At 60.7% G+C, this 15,818-nt stretch carries 14 protein-coding genes; 7 read left to right on the top strand and 7 right to left on the bottom strand.

The window, feature by feature from the left end; genetic code table 11:
* Positions 1 to 102: 102 nt before the first annotated feature.
* Both BUS06_RS18955 and BUS06_RS18950 read right to left on the bottom strand, forming a co-directional pair.
* On the bottom strand, positions 103 to 1,347 hold the full coding sequence (locus tag BUS06_RS18955; protein WP_074265646.1) for a metal-dependent hydrolase family protein: 1,245 nt from the start codon (positions 1,345 to 1,347) through the stop codon (positions 103 to 105).
* 58 nt (positions 1,348 to 1,405) lie between these two features.
* Entirely contained in the window at positions 1,406 to 2,803 is a 1,398-nt protein-coding gene (locus BUS06_RS18950; RefSeq protein ID WP_074265645.1) for an MFS transporter, read from the bottom strand.
* 601 nt (positions 2,804 to 3,404) lie between these two features.
* Here BUS06_RS18950 and BUS06_RS18945 point away from each other — a divergent pair.
* The 5 genes from BUS06_RS18945 (at position 3,405) to BUS06_RS18925 (ending at position 8,703) form a co-directional block, all read left to right on the top strand.
* On the top strand, positions 3,405 to 4,709 hold the full coding sequence (locus tag BUS06_RS18945) for a gallate dioxygenase (RefSeq protein ID WP_074265644.1): 1,305 nt from the start codon (positions 3,405 to 3,407) through the stop codon (positions 4,707 to 4,709).
* Between the two features lie 123 nt (positions 4,710 to 4,832).
* The gene (locus BUS06_RS18940; RefSeq protein ID WP_074265643.1) at positions 4,833 to 6,182 is read left to right on the top strand and encodes an MFS transporter; all 1,350 of its coding nucleotides are present in this window, start codon (positions 4,833 to 4,835) and stop codon (positions 6,180 to 6,182) included.
* Positions 6,183 to 6,248: 66 nt separating this feature from the next.
* Entirely contained in the window at positions 6,249 to 7,274 is a 1,026-nt protein-coding gene (locus tag BUS06_RS18935) for an amidohydrolase family protein (RefSeq protein ID WP_074265642.1), read from the top strand.
* A gap of 17 nt (positions 7,275 to 7,291) precedes the next feature.
* On the top strand, positions 7,292 to 7,975 hold the full coding sequence (gene ligK / locus BUS06_RS18930) for a 4-carboxy-4-hydroxy-2-oxoadipate aldolase/oxaloacetate decarboxylase (protein WP_074265641.1): 684 nt from the start codon (positions 7,292 to 7,294) through the stop codon (positions 7,973 to 7,975).
* 20 nt (positions 7,976 to 7,995) lie between these two features.
* On the top strand, positions 7,996 to 8,703 hold the full coding sequence (locus BUS06_RS18925) for a substrate-binding domain-containing protein (RefSeq protein ID WP_083611470.1): 708 nt from the start codon (positions 7,996 to 7,998) through the stop codon (positions 8,701 to 8,703).
* Positions 8,704 to 8,856: 153 nt separating this feature from the next.
* Here BUS06_RS18925 and BUS06_RS18920 read toward each other — a convergent pair whose 3' ends face one another.
* Together BUS06_RS18920 and BUS06_RS18915 are read right to left on the bottom strand one after the other, a co-directional pair.
* Positions 8,857 to 9,978 carry a porin gene (locus BUS06_RS18920; RefSeq protein WP_083611469.1) on the bottom strand — a complete coding sequence of 374 codons (1,122 nt, stop codon included), beginning with the start codon at positions 9,976 to 9,978 and terminating at the stop codon, positions 8,857 to 8,859.
* Between the two features lie 50 nt (positions 9,979 to 10,028).
* Complete coding sequence (locus BUS06_RS18915; RefSeq protein WP_074265639.1) at positions 10,029 to 10,571, bottom strand: hypothetical protein; 543 nt, start codon at positions 10,569 to 10,571, stop codon at positions 10,029 to 10,031.
* Positions 10,572 to 11,107: 536 nt separating this feature from the next.
* On the opposite strand from BUS06_RS18915, the gene BUS06_RS18910 reads away from it, so the two are divergent.
* Together BUS06_RS18910 and BUS06_RS18905 are read left to right on the top strand one after the other, a co-directional pair.
* Entirely contained in the window at positions 11,108 to 12,385 is a 1,278-nt protein-coding gene (locus BUS06_RS18910; protein WP_074265638.1) for a LysR family transcriptional regulator, read from the top strand.
* A gap of 190 nt (positions 12,386 to 12,575) precedes the next feature.
* A complete protein-coding gene (locus tag BUS06_RS18905) occupies positions 12,576 to 13,832 on the top strand; it encodes an MFS transporter (protein ID WP_074265637.1) in 1,257 nt (418 codons plus the stop codon).
* A gap of 6 nt (positions 13,833 to 13,838) precedes the next feature.
* Here the strand turns inward: BUS06_RS18905 and BUS06_RS18900 are convergent, their stop codons facing one another.
* From BUS06_RS18900 to BUS06_RS18890, 3 genes are read right to left on the bottom strand one after another with little or no spacing between them, the layout of a single operon-like run.
* Positions 13,839 to 14,240, bottom strand: coding sequence for a hypothetical protein (locus BUS06_RS18900; protein ID WP_074265636.1), 402 nt, complete (start codon positions 14,238 to 14,240; stop codon positions 13,839 to 13,841).
* 52 nt (positions 14,241 to 14,292) lie between these two features.
* Positions 14,293 to 15,009, bottom strand: coding sequence for a GNAT family N-acetyltransferase (locus BUS06_RS18895; RefSeq protein WP_074265635.1), 717 nt, complete (start codon positions 15,007 to 15,009; stop codon positions 14,293 to 14,295).
* Positions 15,010 to 15,031: 22 nt separating this feature from the next.
* Entirely contained in the window at positions 15,032 to 15,793 is a 762-nt protein-coding gene (locus tag BUS06_RS18890) for an SDR family oxidoreductase (protein WP_074265634.1), read from the bottom strand.
* Positions 15,794 to 15,818 lie beyond the last annotated feature (25 nt).

Raw genomic sequence — 15,818 nt, 5'->3', positions numbered from 1 at the left:
GCGCCGGACTGCCGGGTTTTTTCACGCTGCCACGAGAGGCGCGTCTCGGCGCGATGCTTTTGAGCATGGCGCCATTTTTTATTTGTGCCTCCGGCGCGCCAGTCAGTGCAGGGTGCCAAACTCCACTTTGCCGCCTTTCATGACCACATGAATGTGCTCGCCTTGCCCAGTCAGGCAGTTCAGGTCTTTGAGCGGATTCCCGTCGACGATGAGCAGATCGGCAAACGCTCCCGCCGCCAGGCGTCCGAGTTTGCCCGTCATGCCGAGCACTTCGGCGCCTATCGTCGTTGCGCTGCTGATGATTTCGGCCGGCGTCAGGACTTGCGCGCGAATCGTGAATTCGTCGCTTTGGAGGCGGTGTGACGGACCGAGCAGGTCGGATCCAAAGCCCATCTTCATCCCGGCGCGTTTAAAGATCTCCAGCGACTGCAGACCCGCCACGCGCACGGTTTCGATCTTGGCTGCGCTCTCGGCAGGCAAACCGTATTTCACGCCCTCGCTGTGTAGCGCTTCATAAGCGACGAGGGTGGGCACTACGAAAGCGCCGTGCTCGGCCATCAGTCTGGCGGTCGGCTCATCGATCAGATTGCCATGCTCGATCGTGCGTACGCCGCAGCGCACCGCGCGCTGCATCGACGCGGCGGTATAGGCGTGCGCCATCACGTAGGTGCCGCGACCCTGCGCCTCCGCGACGACCGCGCGGATTTCGTCCTCTGAGTAGCCGAACGCCCCGATTGGATCGGTCGGCGATGCAACGCCTCCCGATGCCATGATCTTGATCTGGTCTGCGCCCATCTGTAGTTCTTCGCGTACCGCCTTGCGAAGCTCGTCCACGCCGTCGACCACCCGGCTCAAAGCGCCGACCCGGACGCAACAATTGCACGGAGCGTCCGGGACGATGAAGTCGGCGCGCCCGCGCGTGTCGCCGTGACCGCCCGTCTGGCTCAGCGCCCGGCCGGCGATGAACAGGCGCGGCCCTTGGGCGAGTCCCATCTCGACTGATTGCTTGAGCGCGAGGCCGGAGCCGCCAGCGTCGCGCACGGTCGTGAAGCCGCGCCGCAAGATGCCTTGCATGATCGGCAAAGCCTTGAGAGTGACGAACACGTTGGGCATTCGCACCTGACCCGGCAGGTCGAATTGCGTCGCGATCATGTGAGCATGCAAATCGATCAGCCCCGGCATGATGGTCTTGCCGTTGAGATCGACGACGTGGGCGCCCGCCGACGATATCGGCCGGTCAGACACTTCGCGGACGGTATCGCCTTCGACGAGCACTTCGTAGCCGGGCCGCAATTCTGCCTCCAGCGGATCGAGCAAAGCGCCGTTTTTAAACAGGATGCTAGTCATGCAGGGTCCTCCTCCAGGATGTCATCGGGTTCGCGTCAGCGATGGGTCATCGTGTGCGTCATTGCCTCGACTCAACCAGTTCGAGACGATCGTTGCCGGTGCTCGCGGCAATGTCTTCCAGCGACCTGCCCCGCGTGGGCACACCCATCAACACAACGGCCACGGCGCCGATCAGCAGCACCAGTGTGGTTGTACCGAACACGCCGGCGAACCCGAACACGGGGTAGAGATATCCGACCAGGATTGGCGCCGCGATCGCGCCCAGCCGACCGATAGCGGAAGACACGCCCATGCCGGTTGTGCGAACGTCGGTGGGGAAGACTTCAGGCGTGTAGGCGTAGACGCCGGCGTACGTGCCGTTCATGAAGAACGACAGGAAGATGCCAGAGACCATGATGCCGCTGTTGGTGTGGGTCAGCGCCATGCCGAGTGCGGCCATACCGCCAAGCACCATGTACGAGGCGATCGTCGCTTGCCGGCCGATTTTCTCGTTGAGCCACGCGCCGGAAAAGTAGCCTGGGATCTGCGCGAGATACATGGCGAGCGAATAGGAGAAGCTGCGCGTAATGGTCATGCCGCTTTGCACCAGCAGCCCGGGAATCCACGTGAAGAATGCGTAATAGCTGAACGTGATGGAAAGCCACATCAGCCAGGCCATTGCGGTGGTGCGTGCGAGCCTGGCGGACCACAACGTCTTCAGATTCCCGAGTACGGTCTTGCCGTTTGCTGTGACCAGCGCGGCGGGCACGTCCACCGATTCCAGCGGCGCGAGCTCGACCCCTGCCGCCCGCAATTCCGCCTCGATCCCGGCGACGATCACCTCCGCCTCCGCGGTGCGGCCCCGGCTGTCGAGCCAGCGAGGCGATTCGGGCAACGCCTTGCGCCACCACAGCAGCATCACGATGGGCAACGCGGTGAGAATCATCACCGCACGCCACGCGTCCGGACCGAGCGGGATCACGAAATAGCCGAGCAGGGCGGCCGCAACGAAGCCGAACGAAAAGAACGAGGCGAGACTCCCGGTGAAACTGCCCCGATATTTCCGGGCCACGAACTCTGACAGGAACGGTGCCACGATGGCACTCTCCGCGCCGGTGCCGATTCCCGCGATAATTCGTGTCACGATGAAAAAGGGCCAGTCGTTGGCGACGGCACTTGCCACGGAGGCCGCGCAATAGATGGCGAGCGACCACATCATGACCTTGCGGCGGCCGATCAGGTCGCCGAGGATGCCCGCCACCGACGCGCCCACGAAATAGCCGATAAACGTGCCACTGCCAAGTACGCCGGTCTGCACGCTCGTCAGGTGCCACTGGACTCGCAGCACGGGCAGCAGGAAGGCCAGTACGGCGGCGTCCATGGCATCGAAGACATACCCTAGGCCGCCCATGAACAGCAACCGGCGGTGGAAGCTCGAATACGGCATCCGCTCGATACGGGCGGGAATCGTCGACATAGCTTGCCTCCAGAAGAAGATCGCAGATGGGCGATGGTTCGGCCAGCCTGATGTTCCGGGCGTGAAAAATGGTCGCGACAGCGGGTGACGCGCGAGTACCACTCCTCAAATTGACCACGATGGGTGGTTTGAGTTTAGGCAGACGAAATTGTCGCGTCTTGAATACAACGGGCGCTTAAGATGCGCATTTCGGCACAGGGGCCCGCGATCGCGCACCTTGTTGGCGGAAGCGGGTCTTCCTTGCCGGGACCTGTTGCGACTTCATTCTCACCGCATCTAATCTGTTTATCGGCCTGTTTTGCCGTGAATCGCCGCTGACATTTCCTTCGATATTTGACCGGTCCCGCCAATCCCTTGTTGGACGGGCCTCTGGAGAGACACTCTTTGCTGTAAGACACGCTTCGCAACACCGAATCTCCGCACGTTTTCGTCAATGTATGCGGTTAACCCCCCCTTTTGATGTTCCCCTCCCAGGGCTACCTTTCGTCCTGACAGGCGGCGCCGTTCCGGCGGCCGTCCTATGCGTCCGCAATGTGCAGGGATTACACAGCCATTACGCAGAAACGAGCGGACGGACGCGACTCTCTGGAGAAGTACTGGCATGGCACGGATTATTGGCGGCATCGCCGCCTCGCACACACCTACGATCGGCTTTGCGTTCGACAAGAACAAGCGTGACGACCCCGTCTGGGCGCCGATCTTCGAAAACTTCGCGCCGCTGGCCGCCTGGCTGGCGGAAAAGAAACCCGACGTGATCCTGACCATTTACAACGATCACGTCACCTCGTTTTTCTTCGATCACTATTCGGCCTTCACGCTAGGCGTCGGTTCGGAATGGCAGGTGGCGGACGAAGGGGGCGGCGCACGCGATCTGCCGTCGATAAAAGGGCACCCCGGGTTGGCCGCGCACATCGGCAATTCTCTGGTGACCGATGAGTTCGACATGTCGTTCTTCCAGAACAGGGCGCTCGATCACGGTTGCTTCTCGCCTTTGTCCATGTTGTGCCCGCACAAGCCTGAATGGCCGGTGAAACTGGTGCCGCTGCAGATGGGCGTGCTGCAATTGCCGGTGCCCAGTGCGCGGCGCTTCTACAAGCTCGGGCAAGCGCTGAGGCGCGCCATCGAAAGTTATCCTGAGGATATCAAGGTCGCGATCCTCGCCACCGGCGGCCTGTCGCACCAGGTGCACGGCGAGCGCGCCGGATTCAACAACACGGAATGGGACCAGCGTTTCCTCGACCTATTCGAGCACGATCCGGAGCAACTGGCCGACATGACGCTGGCCGAATACGCCGAACTGGGTGGCTTCGAGGGCGCGGAAGTAGTCATGTGGCTCACCATGCGCGGCGCGCTGCCGGCCAATGTCACCTGCAAGCACCGTAGCTACTATCTGCCCTCGATGGCAGGCATCGCCACGGCAATCTACGAAGGTGAGGATGGCGAAACGAATCCTGCGGTGGTGGAACGTCATCGTCAGCGCATGTCGGTTCAACTCGCCGGCATCGAGAAACTCGAGGGCACGTACCCGTTCAGTATCGAAACCGCGGTGCGCGCTTACCGCATCAACGAATACCTGCATCGCATGGTGGAGCCTGCCCAGCGCGAAGCGTTCCTGCGCGATCCCGAAGCGAGCTTCGAGGCGGCCAGCCTGAGCGAGGAAGAACGGGACCTGATCCGTCGCCGTGACTGGCGCGGTCTGCTGCACTACGGCGTCATCTTTTTCATGCTCGAAAAACTCGGCGCTGTCACGGGAGTGTCGAACCTTCACATCTATGCCGCCATGCGCGGCGAAACGCTGGAAGAGTTTCAGCGCACCCGCAACGCGCCGGGCGCTTTGTATTCGGTAGCAGGAAAAACTGCAGGAAAACTGGATTGGGATAGTACGGGGAAAAAGAAGGGCGAGTAAGCGGACCGTTCGTGGGGCGTCTTTCGCATGATGACCCCACGCGACTCTAAATAACCACTGCATGGGGCAGGCGGACCATGGCGGTCACGCCCGAAGCGCAGGCAAGGAGACAGGAGAAAGCAGATGGCAAGCGGTAAAACGATTGATATCAAGGCCTTTATTGATGACCGGGCGATCTCGGCGTATCAGTGGCTACTGGTGGTGCTGTGTTTTCTCGTGGTCACGGCAGACGGCATGGATGTCGCCATCATGGGATTTATCGCACCTTCGATCATTCACGACTGGGGCATTTCACGACCCGCATTCGGTCTGGTGATGAGCGCGGCGCCGATTGGTCTCGTGATCGGTGCGCTGACAGCCGGCCCCGCTTCGGACCGCATTGGCCGCAAGTGGGTGTTGATTACGTCGATTTTCCTGTTTGGCATTTTCACGATCGCGACGGCTTTTACCCAGTCGCCCGCGACCATGGCATTGCTGCGATTGCTGACGGGCATTGGCCTTGGCGCCGCGATGCCGAACACGACGACCTTGCTGTCGGAGTACGCACCGCAGCGCAAACGTGCGCTGCTGATCACGATCATGTTTACCGGCTTCAACCTGGGCTCAGCGCTGATCGGCTTTGCTGCCGGCTGGCTGATCCCCGCTCATGGTTGGCGCGCCGTGTTGATCTTCGGTGGCGTGCTGCCGTTGGCGCTGATTCCGTTGCAGGTCTGGTTGCTGCCTGAGTCGGCTCGTCTGCTGGCAGTGCGCGGCGTCGCATCCGCGCGGATTGGCGCTATCCTGGGCCGAGTAACCGGCGCACGCTTTTCCGGTGACGAGGTCTTCGTCTCGAACGAACCGCCGTTGCCCACGCGCAAGCCGATCGGCGTGCTGTTCGCGCATGGCTACGGCGTCACGACCGTGGCGCTATGGGTCACATACTTCATGGGCCTGCTCGTCATCTACCTGTTGACCGGCTGGCTGCCTACGTTGATGAAGGACGCTGGATTGACGGTCAGCACGGCTGCCAACGTGACGGCCATGTTCCAGATCGGCGGCACCATTGGCGCGATTCTGGTCGGTTGGGTGATGGACAAGGTCCGGCCTGCGCCTGTGATCAGTGCGGCCTACGTGGGCGGCGGTCTGTGCGTGCTCGCGTTGGGCTGGATCGGCGCCATGTCCTCGTCGCTCACGTTGCTGGTGTTCCTCGCTGGCTTCTGCATGAGCGGTGCGCAGACGGGCTTGAATGCCTTTGCGCCGAGCCGGTATCCGACGGTTGCGCGTGCAACCGGTGTGAGCTGGATGCTTGGCGTGGGCCGCTTCGGCAGCATATTCGGCTCTGCGATCGGCGGTGCATTGCTCGGGCTCGGCTGGCAGTTCGGCGCCATTCTCGCGATGCTGGCTGTGCCCGCCGCATTGGCCGCTATCGCCATCTTGCTGGCCCAGCGTACCAACGCCAGCGAGGCGGTGCCGCAGCCGACCGCGGCGCATTAAACAATTCGGCGCGCTCGCCAGCCAGCGTCGCGCGCTGAAACCTGCTTCAGTTATCTGGAAACAACGATGATCATTGATATTCACGGCCATTACACCACCGCTCCGAAGGCGCTGGAGGCATGGCGCAACCGTCAGATTGCGGGCATCAACAATCCCGCAGAGCGGCCGAAGGTCGCCGAGTTGCAGATCAGCGATGACGAACTGCGCGAATCGATCGAGAGCAACCAGTTGCGGCTGATGCGCGAGCGCGGTCTCGATCTGACGATCTTCAGTCCTCGTGCAAGCTTCATGGCGCATCACATCGGCGACTTTGAAGTTTCCAGCACCTGGGCGGCGATCTGCAATGAGCTGTGCTATCGCGTGAGCCAGCTATTTCCCGATCATTTCATTCCCGCGGCCATGTTGCCGCAAAGCCCGGGTGTCGACATCGCCACCTGCGTCCCCGAACTCGTCAAGTGCGTGGAGCAATACGGCAACGTTGCGATCAATCTGAATCCGGATCCGTCCGGTGGTCACTGGACCAGTCCGCCGCTGTCTGACCGCTCGTGGTATCCGATTTACGAGAAGATGGTGGAGTACGACATCCCCGCGATGATCCACGTGAGCACGAGCTGCAACGCGTGTTTTCACACCACCGGCGCGCACTACCTGAACGCGGACACCACTGCCTTCATGCAGTGCCTCACATCGGATCTGTTCCGCGATTTCCCCACGCTGCGCTTTGTGATTCCGCACGGCGGCGGTGCTGTGCCTTACCACTGGGGCCGTTTTCGCGGACTGGCGCAGGAACTGAAGAAGCCATTGCTCAAGGATCATCTGCTCAACAACGTGTTCTTCGATACCTGCGTCTATCACCAGCCTGGCATCGACCTGCTGACGCGCGTGATCCCGGTGGAGAACATTCTGTTTGCGAGCGAGATGATCGGCGCTGTGCGCGGAATCGACCCGGAAACAGGCCACTATTTCGATGATACGAAGCGTTATGTCGAAGCCGCGCACATGAATGCGGACGACCGCTACAAGATCTACGAGGGTAACGCGCGCCGTGTCTATCCGCGCCTCGATGCAGCATTGAAATCCCGAGAACGTTAAAGGAAGGAAGATCGGTCATGTATGAACTGGGAGTCGTATATCGCAACATTCAACGCGCAGATCGTGACGTGGCGGCCAGGCTGGGCGCGCTCGGCTCTGCAACCGTGCACGAGGCGATGGGCCGCACCGGCCTGATGAAACCGTACATGCGGCCGATCTATAGCGGCGCAAGCGTAGGCGGCGCGGCCGTGACGGTGCTGCTGCAGCCGGGCGACAACTGGATGCTCCATGTGGCGGCGGAGCAGATCCAGCCGGGCGACATCGTCGTTGCGGGTGTCACGGCGGATTGCACCGACGGCTATTTCGGCGATCTGCTGGCGACCAGCTTTAAAGCTCGCGGCGCCGTTGGACTGATTATCGATGCAGGTGTGCGCGACGTGAGCGTGCTCACCGAGATGAAGTTTCCAGTGTGGAGCAAAGCGATCTCTGCCAAGGGTACAGTCAAGGCGACGCTGGGCTCCGTGAACGTGCCGGTGGTATGCGCAGGCGCACTGGTGAATCCCGGCGATGCCGTAGTGGCGGACGAGGACGGCATCGTCGTGGTGCCTGCTGCCTCAGCGGCCAAGGTCCTGGAAAAAGCGGCTGCGCGTGAAGCTTTCGAAGGCGAGAAACGAGCCAAGCTTGCCTCCGGCGTGTTGGGTCTGGACATGTATAACATGCGCGAACCGCTGCAGAAGGCAGGTTTGCGATATATCGATTGAACAGGACGGCAATCGAGGCCATGCACGAAATCGAAACCATGAATCAGGCGATCACGGGTGTCTCTTCAATGGCCACCCGTGATGTGCTGGCCGAATTGAGCGCCGCCTATGAGCGGCGTTCCGGACGGAGGGTGCTGATTGAATCGAAGGGCGGCGTTGTTGCGGCCCGTCTCGTTCAGGATGCCGAACCGTTTGACATTGTAGTGCTGGCGGCTGATGTGATCGAGCGGCTGGCAGAGGCGGGCCGCGTTGTGCCGGGCAGCCGGGTCGACCTTGCGCGTTCGGGCGTCGCGGTAGCGGTGGCCGCAGGCGCGCCGCGACCCGATATCAGCACTGAAACTGCGACTCGCGAAGCCATTCTCGCCGCGCGCAGCATCGGCTATTCGACAGGACCCAGCGGCAAGAAACTGGTTCGTCTGTTCGAGCGCTGGGGCATTGTTGAGACCATCGCGCCGCGTATGGTGCAGGCGCCGACTGGCGTACCAGTCGGCACGCTTGTCGCACGAGGCCAGGTCGAGCTGGGGTTTCAGCAATGGAGCGAGATGATGCATGTGCCAGGCATCGATGTCATTGGCGCGCTGCCGGCTGAAATCCAGATCATCACGGTATTCTCGGCCGCTATCTGCGCGGTGTCCGAGCAGCGCGAAGCAGCTCAGGCGCTGCTGTCGTTTCTGGCGTCGCCCGAGGCTGCTTCGGCCAAGCTGGCTCATGGGATGGAGCCAGCCTGATAAGCCGGCCTAATGCGCGAGCCCGTCAAGCGGGCCCATGTAAGTCAACAGGCCAGCGGTTCACGCTGGCCTGCTTCAAACGTTTCCATTTCTACTGAGTCATCGGTACGCAGCCCGGATCATCCTCGCGGATAACCGGGCTGCGATGCATCGTCAGAACATGTGGCGAATGCCGATCTGTGCGCCGGTTTCGCTCTGACCTGCGCCTGGCGTCAGGAACGATCCCGTTGTGATGCTGGCGCCAGTCATCTTGTACGCGGCCGTGTTGGAGTTGTTCAACCTCGATACCACTGCGTACAGTCGGGTCGCCTTGGAGAGGTCGTAGTTGACGATGGCGCTGAACTCGCGCGCCGTGTTGTCGAGCGACGAACTATCCGTGATGAACGCGTATCCAGCCCCTATGCTAAAGAACGGATTGATGTGGTAATCGGCAGAGAACGAATAGGTATTGTGGTAATTGCCTGCCACGTTGCCGACCACGCCTGTCGCCGGATTGTATTTCCCGGCGGGATTGGCCAGCGCATTTCCGGTCGTTGAGGAGATGATGTCATTGGCTCTGAAGAAGCCGAAATAGATCTTTCCCCAACCGTAGTCGTAGTTGGCGCCCGCCATGGCTTCCTGAACACGCACACTGTTCGTTGGGTTGGCTGCATTCAGGTAAGCCAACGCAAGGTAGACCGGACCAACGTTCGACTGGACGGCGGCCTGATAGACGGCATTACCTGCCGTGTCACCCGCTTCCCCGCCCACCGAATAGTGAAGCTCGACCTGGGTGCCGTAGAACTTCGGCGAGATATACGCAATATCGTTATCGACGCGAGCCTGCCAGTTGGCAAAGTTGTTGAAGCCAGATCCGTAGGTCGCCGCGCTAAACGCGTCCAGATTGCCGCTCCAGGCGAACATCGGCGTGTTTTGACGGCCGAGTCTCACGTCACCGTAAGGCGACGCGATACCCACCCATGCCTGCCGGTCGAAGAACCGATAGGCGTTCTGCATGGAGCCCGTGCCTGGATCGAAGCCGTTCTCGAGGTCGAATATCGCGCGGTAGCCGCCGCCAAGATCCTCGCTTCCGCGTAGGCCCCAACGGCTGGTGAGTTCTCCGTTGTTGCCGAGCGCAACCAGAGACTGGCTCTTCCCGCCGGTTTTGCTGGACTGGTATCCCACAAACTCGTCGAGTACCCCGTACAAAGTGACCGATGATTGTGCCTGCGCGTGTTCCGCAGAGATGATCCCCAGCACCGATATAATAAGTACTGCTATTTTACGTGGATTCATTTTTTGCGTTGCTCCTCTTGCCTTTATCGCTCTAGACTGGATTCGTCGAACTACGCACCCGGATGCGATGCCAGCAGTCTCTTCACGGTCAGTGCGAGCGGCACCGTGAAGCAGAAGTGCGACATGAAGCCGCCAATGATGACGGCGGGGTCGTAGTAATTCGGGTGATTGTCCGAAGCGATCGAGATGGCCACGTGCATCGCGATCCACGCGATGATGGCGTAGAACAGCGCGATGAAAGTCGCTTCGTACCCGCGGCGACGGAAATACGGCCAGATGAGAGCAAACAGGACACCCCAGCCGATTGCGAAGGAGAAGTGAATCAAGGTGCCCAGAAGATACGCCCAGATGCCAAGCGCTTCCTGCACAGCTTTGCCGAACACGAGACCCGTCGCGTTGCGCGGAATGCCCGCCAGCGGCATCAGGTGTTGCACCCCAACCCAGATCAGCGCTTCGTAAATCCAGATGCATACCGCACCGGTCAGGCCGCCAATCGCGCCGGCACGAAATAGGGTTTTCAGATCCTGCTTGTCCGAGTTCAAAGCCGAACCCTTGTTGACGTCGTTACCGCTCATGCTGAAGTTACCGCTCATGTCTACTCTCCTCGAGAAAGCCCCGTATAAAACGTCATGGTGCGAATGATCCGCGCCACTTCGCGTGCTGAGCTACGTGTACCCGGCTCATGCAAAATCGAATACGCTGCGGTGGCCGGGCGGCCATAACAACGTGATCCGTTGGGACACGAAGATATAGAAAGTAGGGATCGTGCTGAAAGTTGGGGTTAACCATTCGCGATCCGTATAAAGTGCGGATCCAGCACCATTTTGCGTTTGCGGTGAGGCGGCGTAAGCTTCTGAAATCCGTACTGTGTAAGGAACTGTTGGTATCCCGAAGCTTTGGCGGATACGCTTGCAGGCAACGGTGATATCCGCAGGGTCATAAAGAAATCAGATGGGAAAAGAATGAAGTCGCAATCTCGTCTGTGCACGCAATACAACAGTGGCAGGGGTGTAAGGAATGCCTGAATCAACGGAGGGAAATCCTTTCTGCGTCCGCCTGGGACTCGCTCTCGTCGCGGGGGCTTTCGAAACATCCCGCTTCAATCTTTGACCGATAACCGACGATCACCGTGAGCAACAACGAACTTCTCAATCTGGCCCATCTGCGAGCGTTCAAACTTGTTGCCGACACAGGCAGCGCGACACGCGCTGCCGCCGAGCTCTTTCGCGCGCAGTCGGCCGTGACCCGGTCGGTGCAGGAACTCGAATCGGCGCTCGAGGAACCGCTCTTCGAGCGCAAGCCGTCCGGCATGCTGCCCACGCCGACGGGGCGCGCCGTGCTAAAACGGTGTGAGCGGATCTTTGCCGAAATCGGCGAGCTGGCACTGTGGTGCGCGCTTAGACAGGCTCGCCGGCGAGTGCCTGCCGAAGGCACACTGCCGGCCTACCTGCTCAACACGCGGCGCCTGCAGATTTTCCGGGCACTGGCGCGTCATCGTCACATGCCCACCGCCGCGAGCGCGTTCGGCATCAGCCAGCCGGCCGTCAGTAGTGCTATCCGGGTTCTCGAAAGCGGCTCGGGTTTGCGGTTGTTCCATCGCGGCCCGCGAGGCATCCTGCTGACCACCGAGGGCGAGACCTTCCTGTTGTACGTGGGACGCGCGTTGAACGAACTGCGCCACATACCAGATGACATTGCTGCGCTGCACGGCAACATTCAGGGTGCCGTGACGGTCGGCGCGTTGCCGCTTGGCCGCACGCTGATTCTTCCCAATGCGATTGCCCGTCTGAGTGCGCAACATCCGGGGGTGCGGGTCATAACGGACGAGAGTGCCTATGAAACGCTGGTGGCCGGCCTGCGGGCGGGCGACATCGATTTCATTCTTGGTGCGCTGCGGGACAATGAGCCAACCAGCGGCCTGCAGAATGAGAGGCTGGTGACCGAAGACATGGTTGTGCTGGCCCGCCGGGATCATCCCCTCGCAAATGTGCGCGGTCTGACCATGGCGGACTTGCGCCAGGTCCAGTGGATTGTGCCGCGCATCCATGCTCCGGCCCGCGGGCTGTTTGAATCGCAGTTTCGCCGCTTGAAGCTGAAGCCGCCCATGCCCACGGTCGAAACGGCCGACCTGGCTGTGATTCGCGGACTGCTGCTGCACACCGACATGGTGACGGCGCTCTCGGCGCAGCAGTTGCATTACGAGTGCGAGTCGGGCCAACTCGTCGTGCTGGACGTACCGTTGCATAACACGCAGCGCGATATCGGCTTGACCGTGCGGGCAGAAGGGACGCCGTCGCCCGCGGCGCGCGCCTTGATCGATGCGATCCGCCTGTCTGTAGGCGCCCTCAGGCGGCCGGGGTTTCGAGCGCCAGTGGCATCAAACGAGGGCGCCACATCCTTGACGTGAGCCGGCGGCAACGCCAACACCGGTATTCCCGGTACTAGTATGAGTAATGGACTGGATGTCTACCCGGAGACGCCGTAGGATCGCAAACTGTCGCCCCTGAAACCGTTTCGTGGGGTAAAGCAGCGGCAATACTCAACGGACCGCCAATAGGGTCCGTTGAATGACGGCCACGTCTTCCCCGGATCGAATCATGGCGAACCCGCCCGCTAGCGTCTCGCAGCCTCCAATGCCGCCCGCCCAGGATGGCGCCGTTCATTGGCGCCGTAACCTCATCGTCTGTGTCTTCGGCTCGTTCACCACCATTGTGGCGATGACCCTGCTGCTGCCGTTCCTGCCGCTTTATGTCGAAGAACTGGGCGTCAAGAGCCATGCGGCGATTGTGCAATGGTCCGGTGTCGCGTATGGCGCTACCTTCCTGTCCGCTGCGTTAACCGCTCCTTTGTGGGGGCGGCTCGGCGATCGTTACGGCCGCAAGCTGATGCTGATTCGCGCCAGCCTGGGTATGGCGGTTGCCATGTCGCTGATCGGTATGGCGCACAACGTCTGGCAACTGGTGGCGTTGCGACTGCTGGCAGGACTTCTTGGCGGCTACGCGTCGGGGTCCACCGTTCTGGTCGCCACCCAGACGCCGAAAAGTCGCTGCGGCTGGGCGCTTGGTGTCTTGTCGTCGGGGATCATGGCCGGCAATCTTGCGGGTCCTTTGATTGGCGGTTCGTTACCTCCGCTGATCGGTGTGCGCGCAACCTTTTTTGCCGCCGGGACACTCATTTTTGTCGCGTTTCTCGCTACGGCGTTTCTTCTCAAGGAAGACCCGCGACTTGCGCCGAAGAAAACAGAGAAGCAGCAGGTCGACTGGCAGGCCATCCCGGACCGGCGCCCCGTCGTCGCGATGCTCGTCACCGGTGCGTTGCTGATGGTGGCGAACATGTCCATCGAGCCCATTATCACGGTGTTCGTCGCACAGATCGTCGAGGTGCGTCAGGTGACCTTCGTCGCGGGACTGGTGATGTCCGCCGCGGCCCTGGGAAGCATACTTTCCGCGTCTCGCCTGGGACGGTTGGCCGATCGGATCGGACACTGGAATGTGATCGTCGGCTGTCTGGCGGTCGCAGCAGTGCTTCTGATTCCCCAAGCCTTCGTTACTGCGGGGTGGCAGCTCGTGGTGCTGAGATTTCTGATGGGAGCGGCGCTCGGCGGTCTCTTGCCATGCGTGGCCAGTGTCATCAGACACAACGTGCCACAGACGGTTGCAGGAAGAATGCTGGGCTATTCGACGTCCGCCCAGTACACCGGGCAGGTGCTTGGACCTTTGTTAGGCGGGTTCGTTGGAGGACACTTCGGAATGCGCGCGGTGTTTCTCGGAACTTCGGTGCTGATGGCCATCGGCGCGATCTACAACCATATCAACAGGACCGCGCCGAGCCGCAAGACGGTCCCGGTTCAGTGAGGGCATTTACTGCGCGCACTGAACGTCTTTTCTTTGCACCACGATAATCGCCGGATAGGTGCCCTGATCGAGTTCCACGCGCGCGGTCACAGTGATCGTCGCGCCGTCGCTGTCGTCGTACACGCTCATCTGTTCATGCTTAAGGTTGGTGACGCCGGTGCAGTCAAATGCACGGCCCTCGTCGGAGATCTTGCATTGGATCTGGTGGTCCGCGAAGTAGCGATATCTGTCTCTGTCCGGTAGCGCGAGGTATTCGCGGAAGCTCTGTGCCGCGCCGCCCACACCGGTGACATACCCTGAATCGCAATGTTGTTTGGGCGTATCGCCGCCCCCGGATGTTTGGGCTATCGCAACGGTGCTTGCGGTCGCGATGACCAGCGCGAGTGTCGATGCAAAGAGATGTTTCATGGCGCGAATCACGATTGTCGGATCGAAGTGAGGGATTGTAACGGCTAACCGTCTAACCCCGCGCGTCGCTAACCACCGCCAGATGCATCTCATGCCGGTCAACAAACCCCAGCTTGCGATACAGCGCTATTGCAGACTGGTTCGATGTGAAAACGTGCAGAAACGGTGTCTCGCCGCGTGCGCTGATCGCCGCAATCAGCAGCTTCATCAGATCGCCGGCATAACCGCGGCCCCGAAACGCCGGATCCACGCAAACGGCGCTAATCTCGGTGAAGCCGTCAAGCCTCATGCGTTCGCCGGCCATCGCGGCCAGCTTGCCCTCACTACGAACGCCAATGTATTGACCGAGTTCTATCGTGCGTGGGCCAAATGGACCCGGCTCTGTAGCCGCGGTCAGAGCGAGCATGTCTGGAACATCGGCCCCGGCGAGGCTGACATGCTGCAGTTCGCTCCGTTGACCGAGCTTGCCTTGCCAGATCATCTGAAGCAATGCCGCGCGCCTGATGACAGAGAACCCGGAAGGCAATGCAACCTCATTTGCGGTAACCAGGGCAACCGAGTCCTGTGCGTCGATCAGCGAACGCAATGCTTCAAAGGACTCCGGGCTGTGATCGGCCACTGCAGCAAAACGCCCGATATCCGTCGGATACCGCCGTGCGCGAGCATCCCCGATTGCCAGGTGATTCTGCTTGCCAGCGAGCGCGTTCCATATCACCGCGTCGAGAGGATGAGCGCCGTTCGCGTCGCTTCGGGGTTTTGCTTCAGACATCGCTTCTCCTGCGTTAAGTCTGTTAAGGCATCGGCAAAGGGTTGTCGATGATCATCTGGTTGAGGTAGTTCACGACCTCATGCTCATTCGGCCCGGCGCTGTCGCGCAACTGCTGGCCCGCTTCGACGACGACCTCCGTGCTGGCGGTCTCGAGCAACGCCATGGTTTCCGCAATGAAGGGTTCCAGTTGCATCGCGCGCGCGTCGCCGCTCTTGTATATCAGATCGGTGTCGACCCAGGGCGGTGCGATTTCCAGCACCCGCACGCTTGTCTCACGCAACGCAAAACGTTGGGACAGCGAGTATGAATGGATTGCAGCCTTGGTTGCCGAATACAGTGCGGCCATCGACATCGGAATGTACGCTACAACCGAACTGTTGTTAATGATAAATGCTTCCGGCTGCTTCTTCAGATGTTCGATCAATGCACCGCTGATCCGGACGGGGCCCAGCAGATTGGTGTTCACCAGATGGACTGCCTGCGCGTCATCCAGTGGACCGGTCACATCGTCGAACGGCATGATGCCCGCATTGTTGATGAGGACATTGAGCGCCGGGTACTTTTGCTTCAGGCTCTCGGTCACGCTGGCGATTTGCGCCGGACTGCTCACGTCGATCTCGACTGCATCCATGCCGGGGTTGGCCCGCGTCACTTCATCGAGCAAGGCTTTTCGACGGCCGCCGATAATGACCTTGTTGCCCCTGCTATGAAATGCTTCGGCGAGGCCGCGGCCGATGCCTGAGGTTGCGCCGGTAATGAAAATGGTATTCCCGCTGAGCTTCATGATTCGTACTCCTTTAAGATAACTG

The organism is Paraburkholderia phenazinium (genome assembly GCF_900141745.1).
Taxonomy (GTDB): domain Bacteria; phylum Pseudomonadota; class Gammaproteobacteria; order Burkholderiales; family Burkholderiaceae; genus Paraburkholderia; species Paraburkholderia phenazinium_B.
The sequence above is the reverse complement of the archived record's forward strand: the minus strand, read 5'-3'. Positions and strand labels throughout refer to the sequence as shown.

Coding starts and splice junctions, on each gene's coding strand:
- BUS06_RS18955 (WP_074265646.1), bottom strand. CDS start 1,347: ATGACTAGCATCCTGTTTAAAAACGGCGCTTTGCTCGATCCGCTGGAG.
- BUS06_RS18950 (WP_074265645.1), bottom strand. CDS start 2,803: ATGTCGACGATTCCCGCCCGTATCGAGCGGATGCCGTATTCGAGCTTC.
- BUS06_RS18945 (WP_074265644.1), top strand. CDS start 3,405: ATGGCACGGATTATTGGCGGCATCGCCGCCTCGCACACACCTACGATC.
- BUS06_RS18940 (WP_074265643.1), top strand. CDS start 4,833: ATGGCAAGCGGTAAAACGATTGATATCAAGGCCTTTATTGATGACCGG.
- BUS06_RS18935 (WP_074265642.1), top strand. CDS start 6,249: ATGATCATTGATATTCACGGCCATTACACCACCGCTCCGAAGGCGCTG.
- ligK (WP_074265641.1), top strand. CDS start 7,292: ATGTATGAACTGGGAGTCGTATATCGCAACATTCAACGCGCAGATCGT.
- BUS06_RS18925 (WP_083611470.1), top strand. CDS start 7,996: ATGCACGAAATCGAAACCATGAATCAGGCGATCACGGGTGTCTCTTCA.
- BUS06_RS18920 (WP_083611469.1), bottom strand. CDS start 9,978: ATGAATCCACGTAAAATAGCAGTACTTATTATATCGGTGCTGGGGATC.
- BUS06_RS18915 (WP_074265639.1), bottom strand. CDS start 10,571: ATGAGCGGTAACTTCAGCATGAGCGGTAACGACGTCAACAAGGGTTCG.
- BUS06_RS18905 (WP_074265637.1), top strand. CDS start 12,576: ATGGCGAACCCGCCCGCTAGCGTCTCGCAGCCTCCAATGCCGCCCGCC.
- BUS06_RS18900 (WP_074265636.1), bottom strand. CDS start 14,240: ATGAAACATCTCTTTGCATCGACACTCGCGCTGGTCATCGCGACCGCA.
- BUS06_RS18895 (WP_074265635.1), bottom strand. CDS start 15,009: ATGTCTGAAGCAAAACCCCGAAGCGACGCGAACGGCGCTCATCCTCTC.
- BUS06_RS18890 (WP_074265634.1), bottom strand. CDS start 15,793: ATGAAGCTCAGCGGGAATACCATTTTCATTACCGGCGCAACCTCAGGC.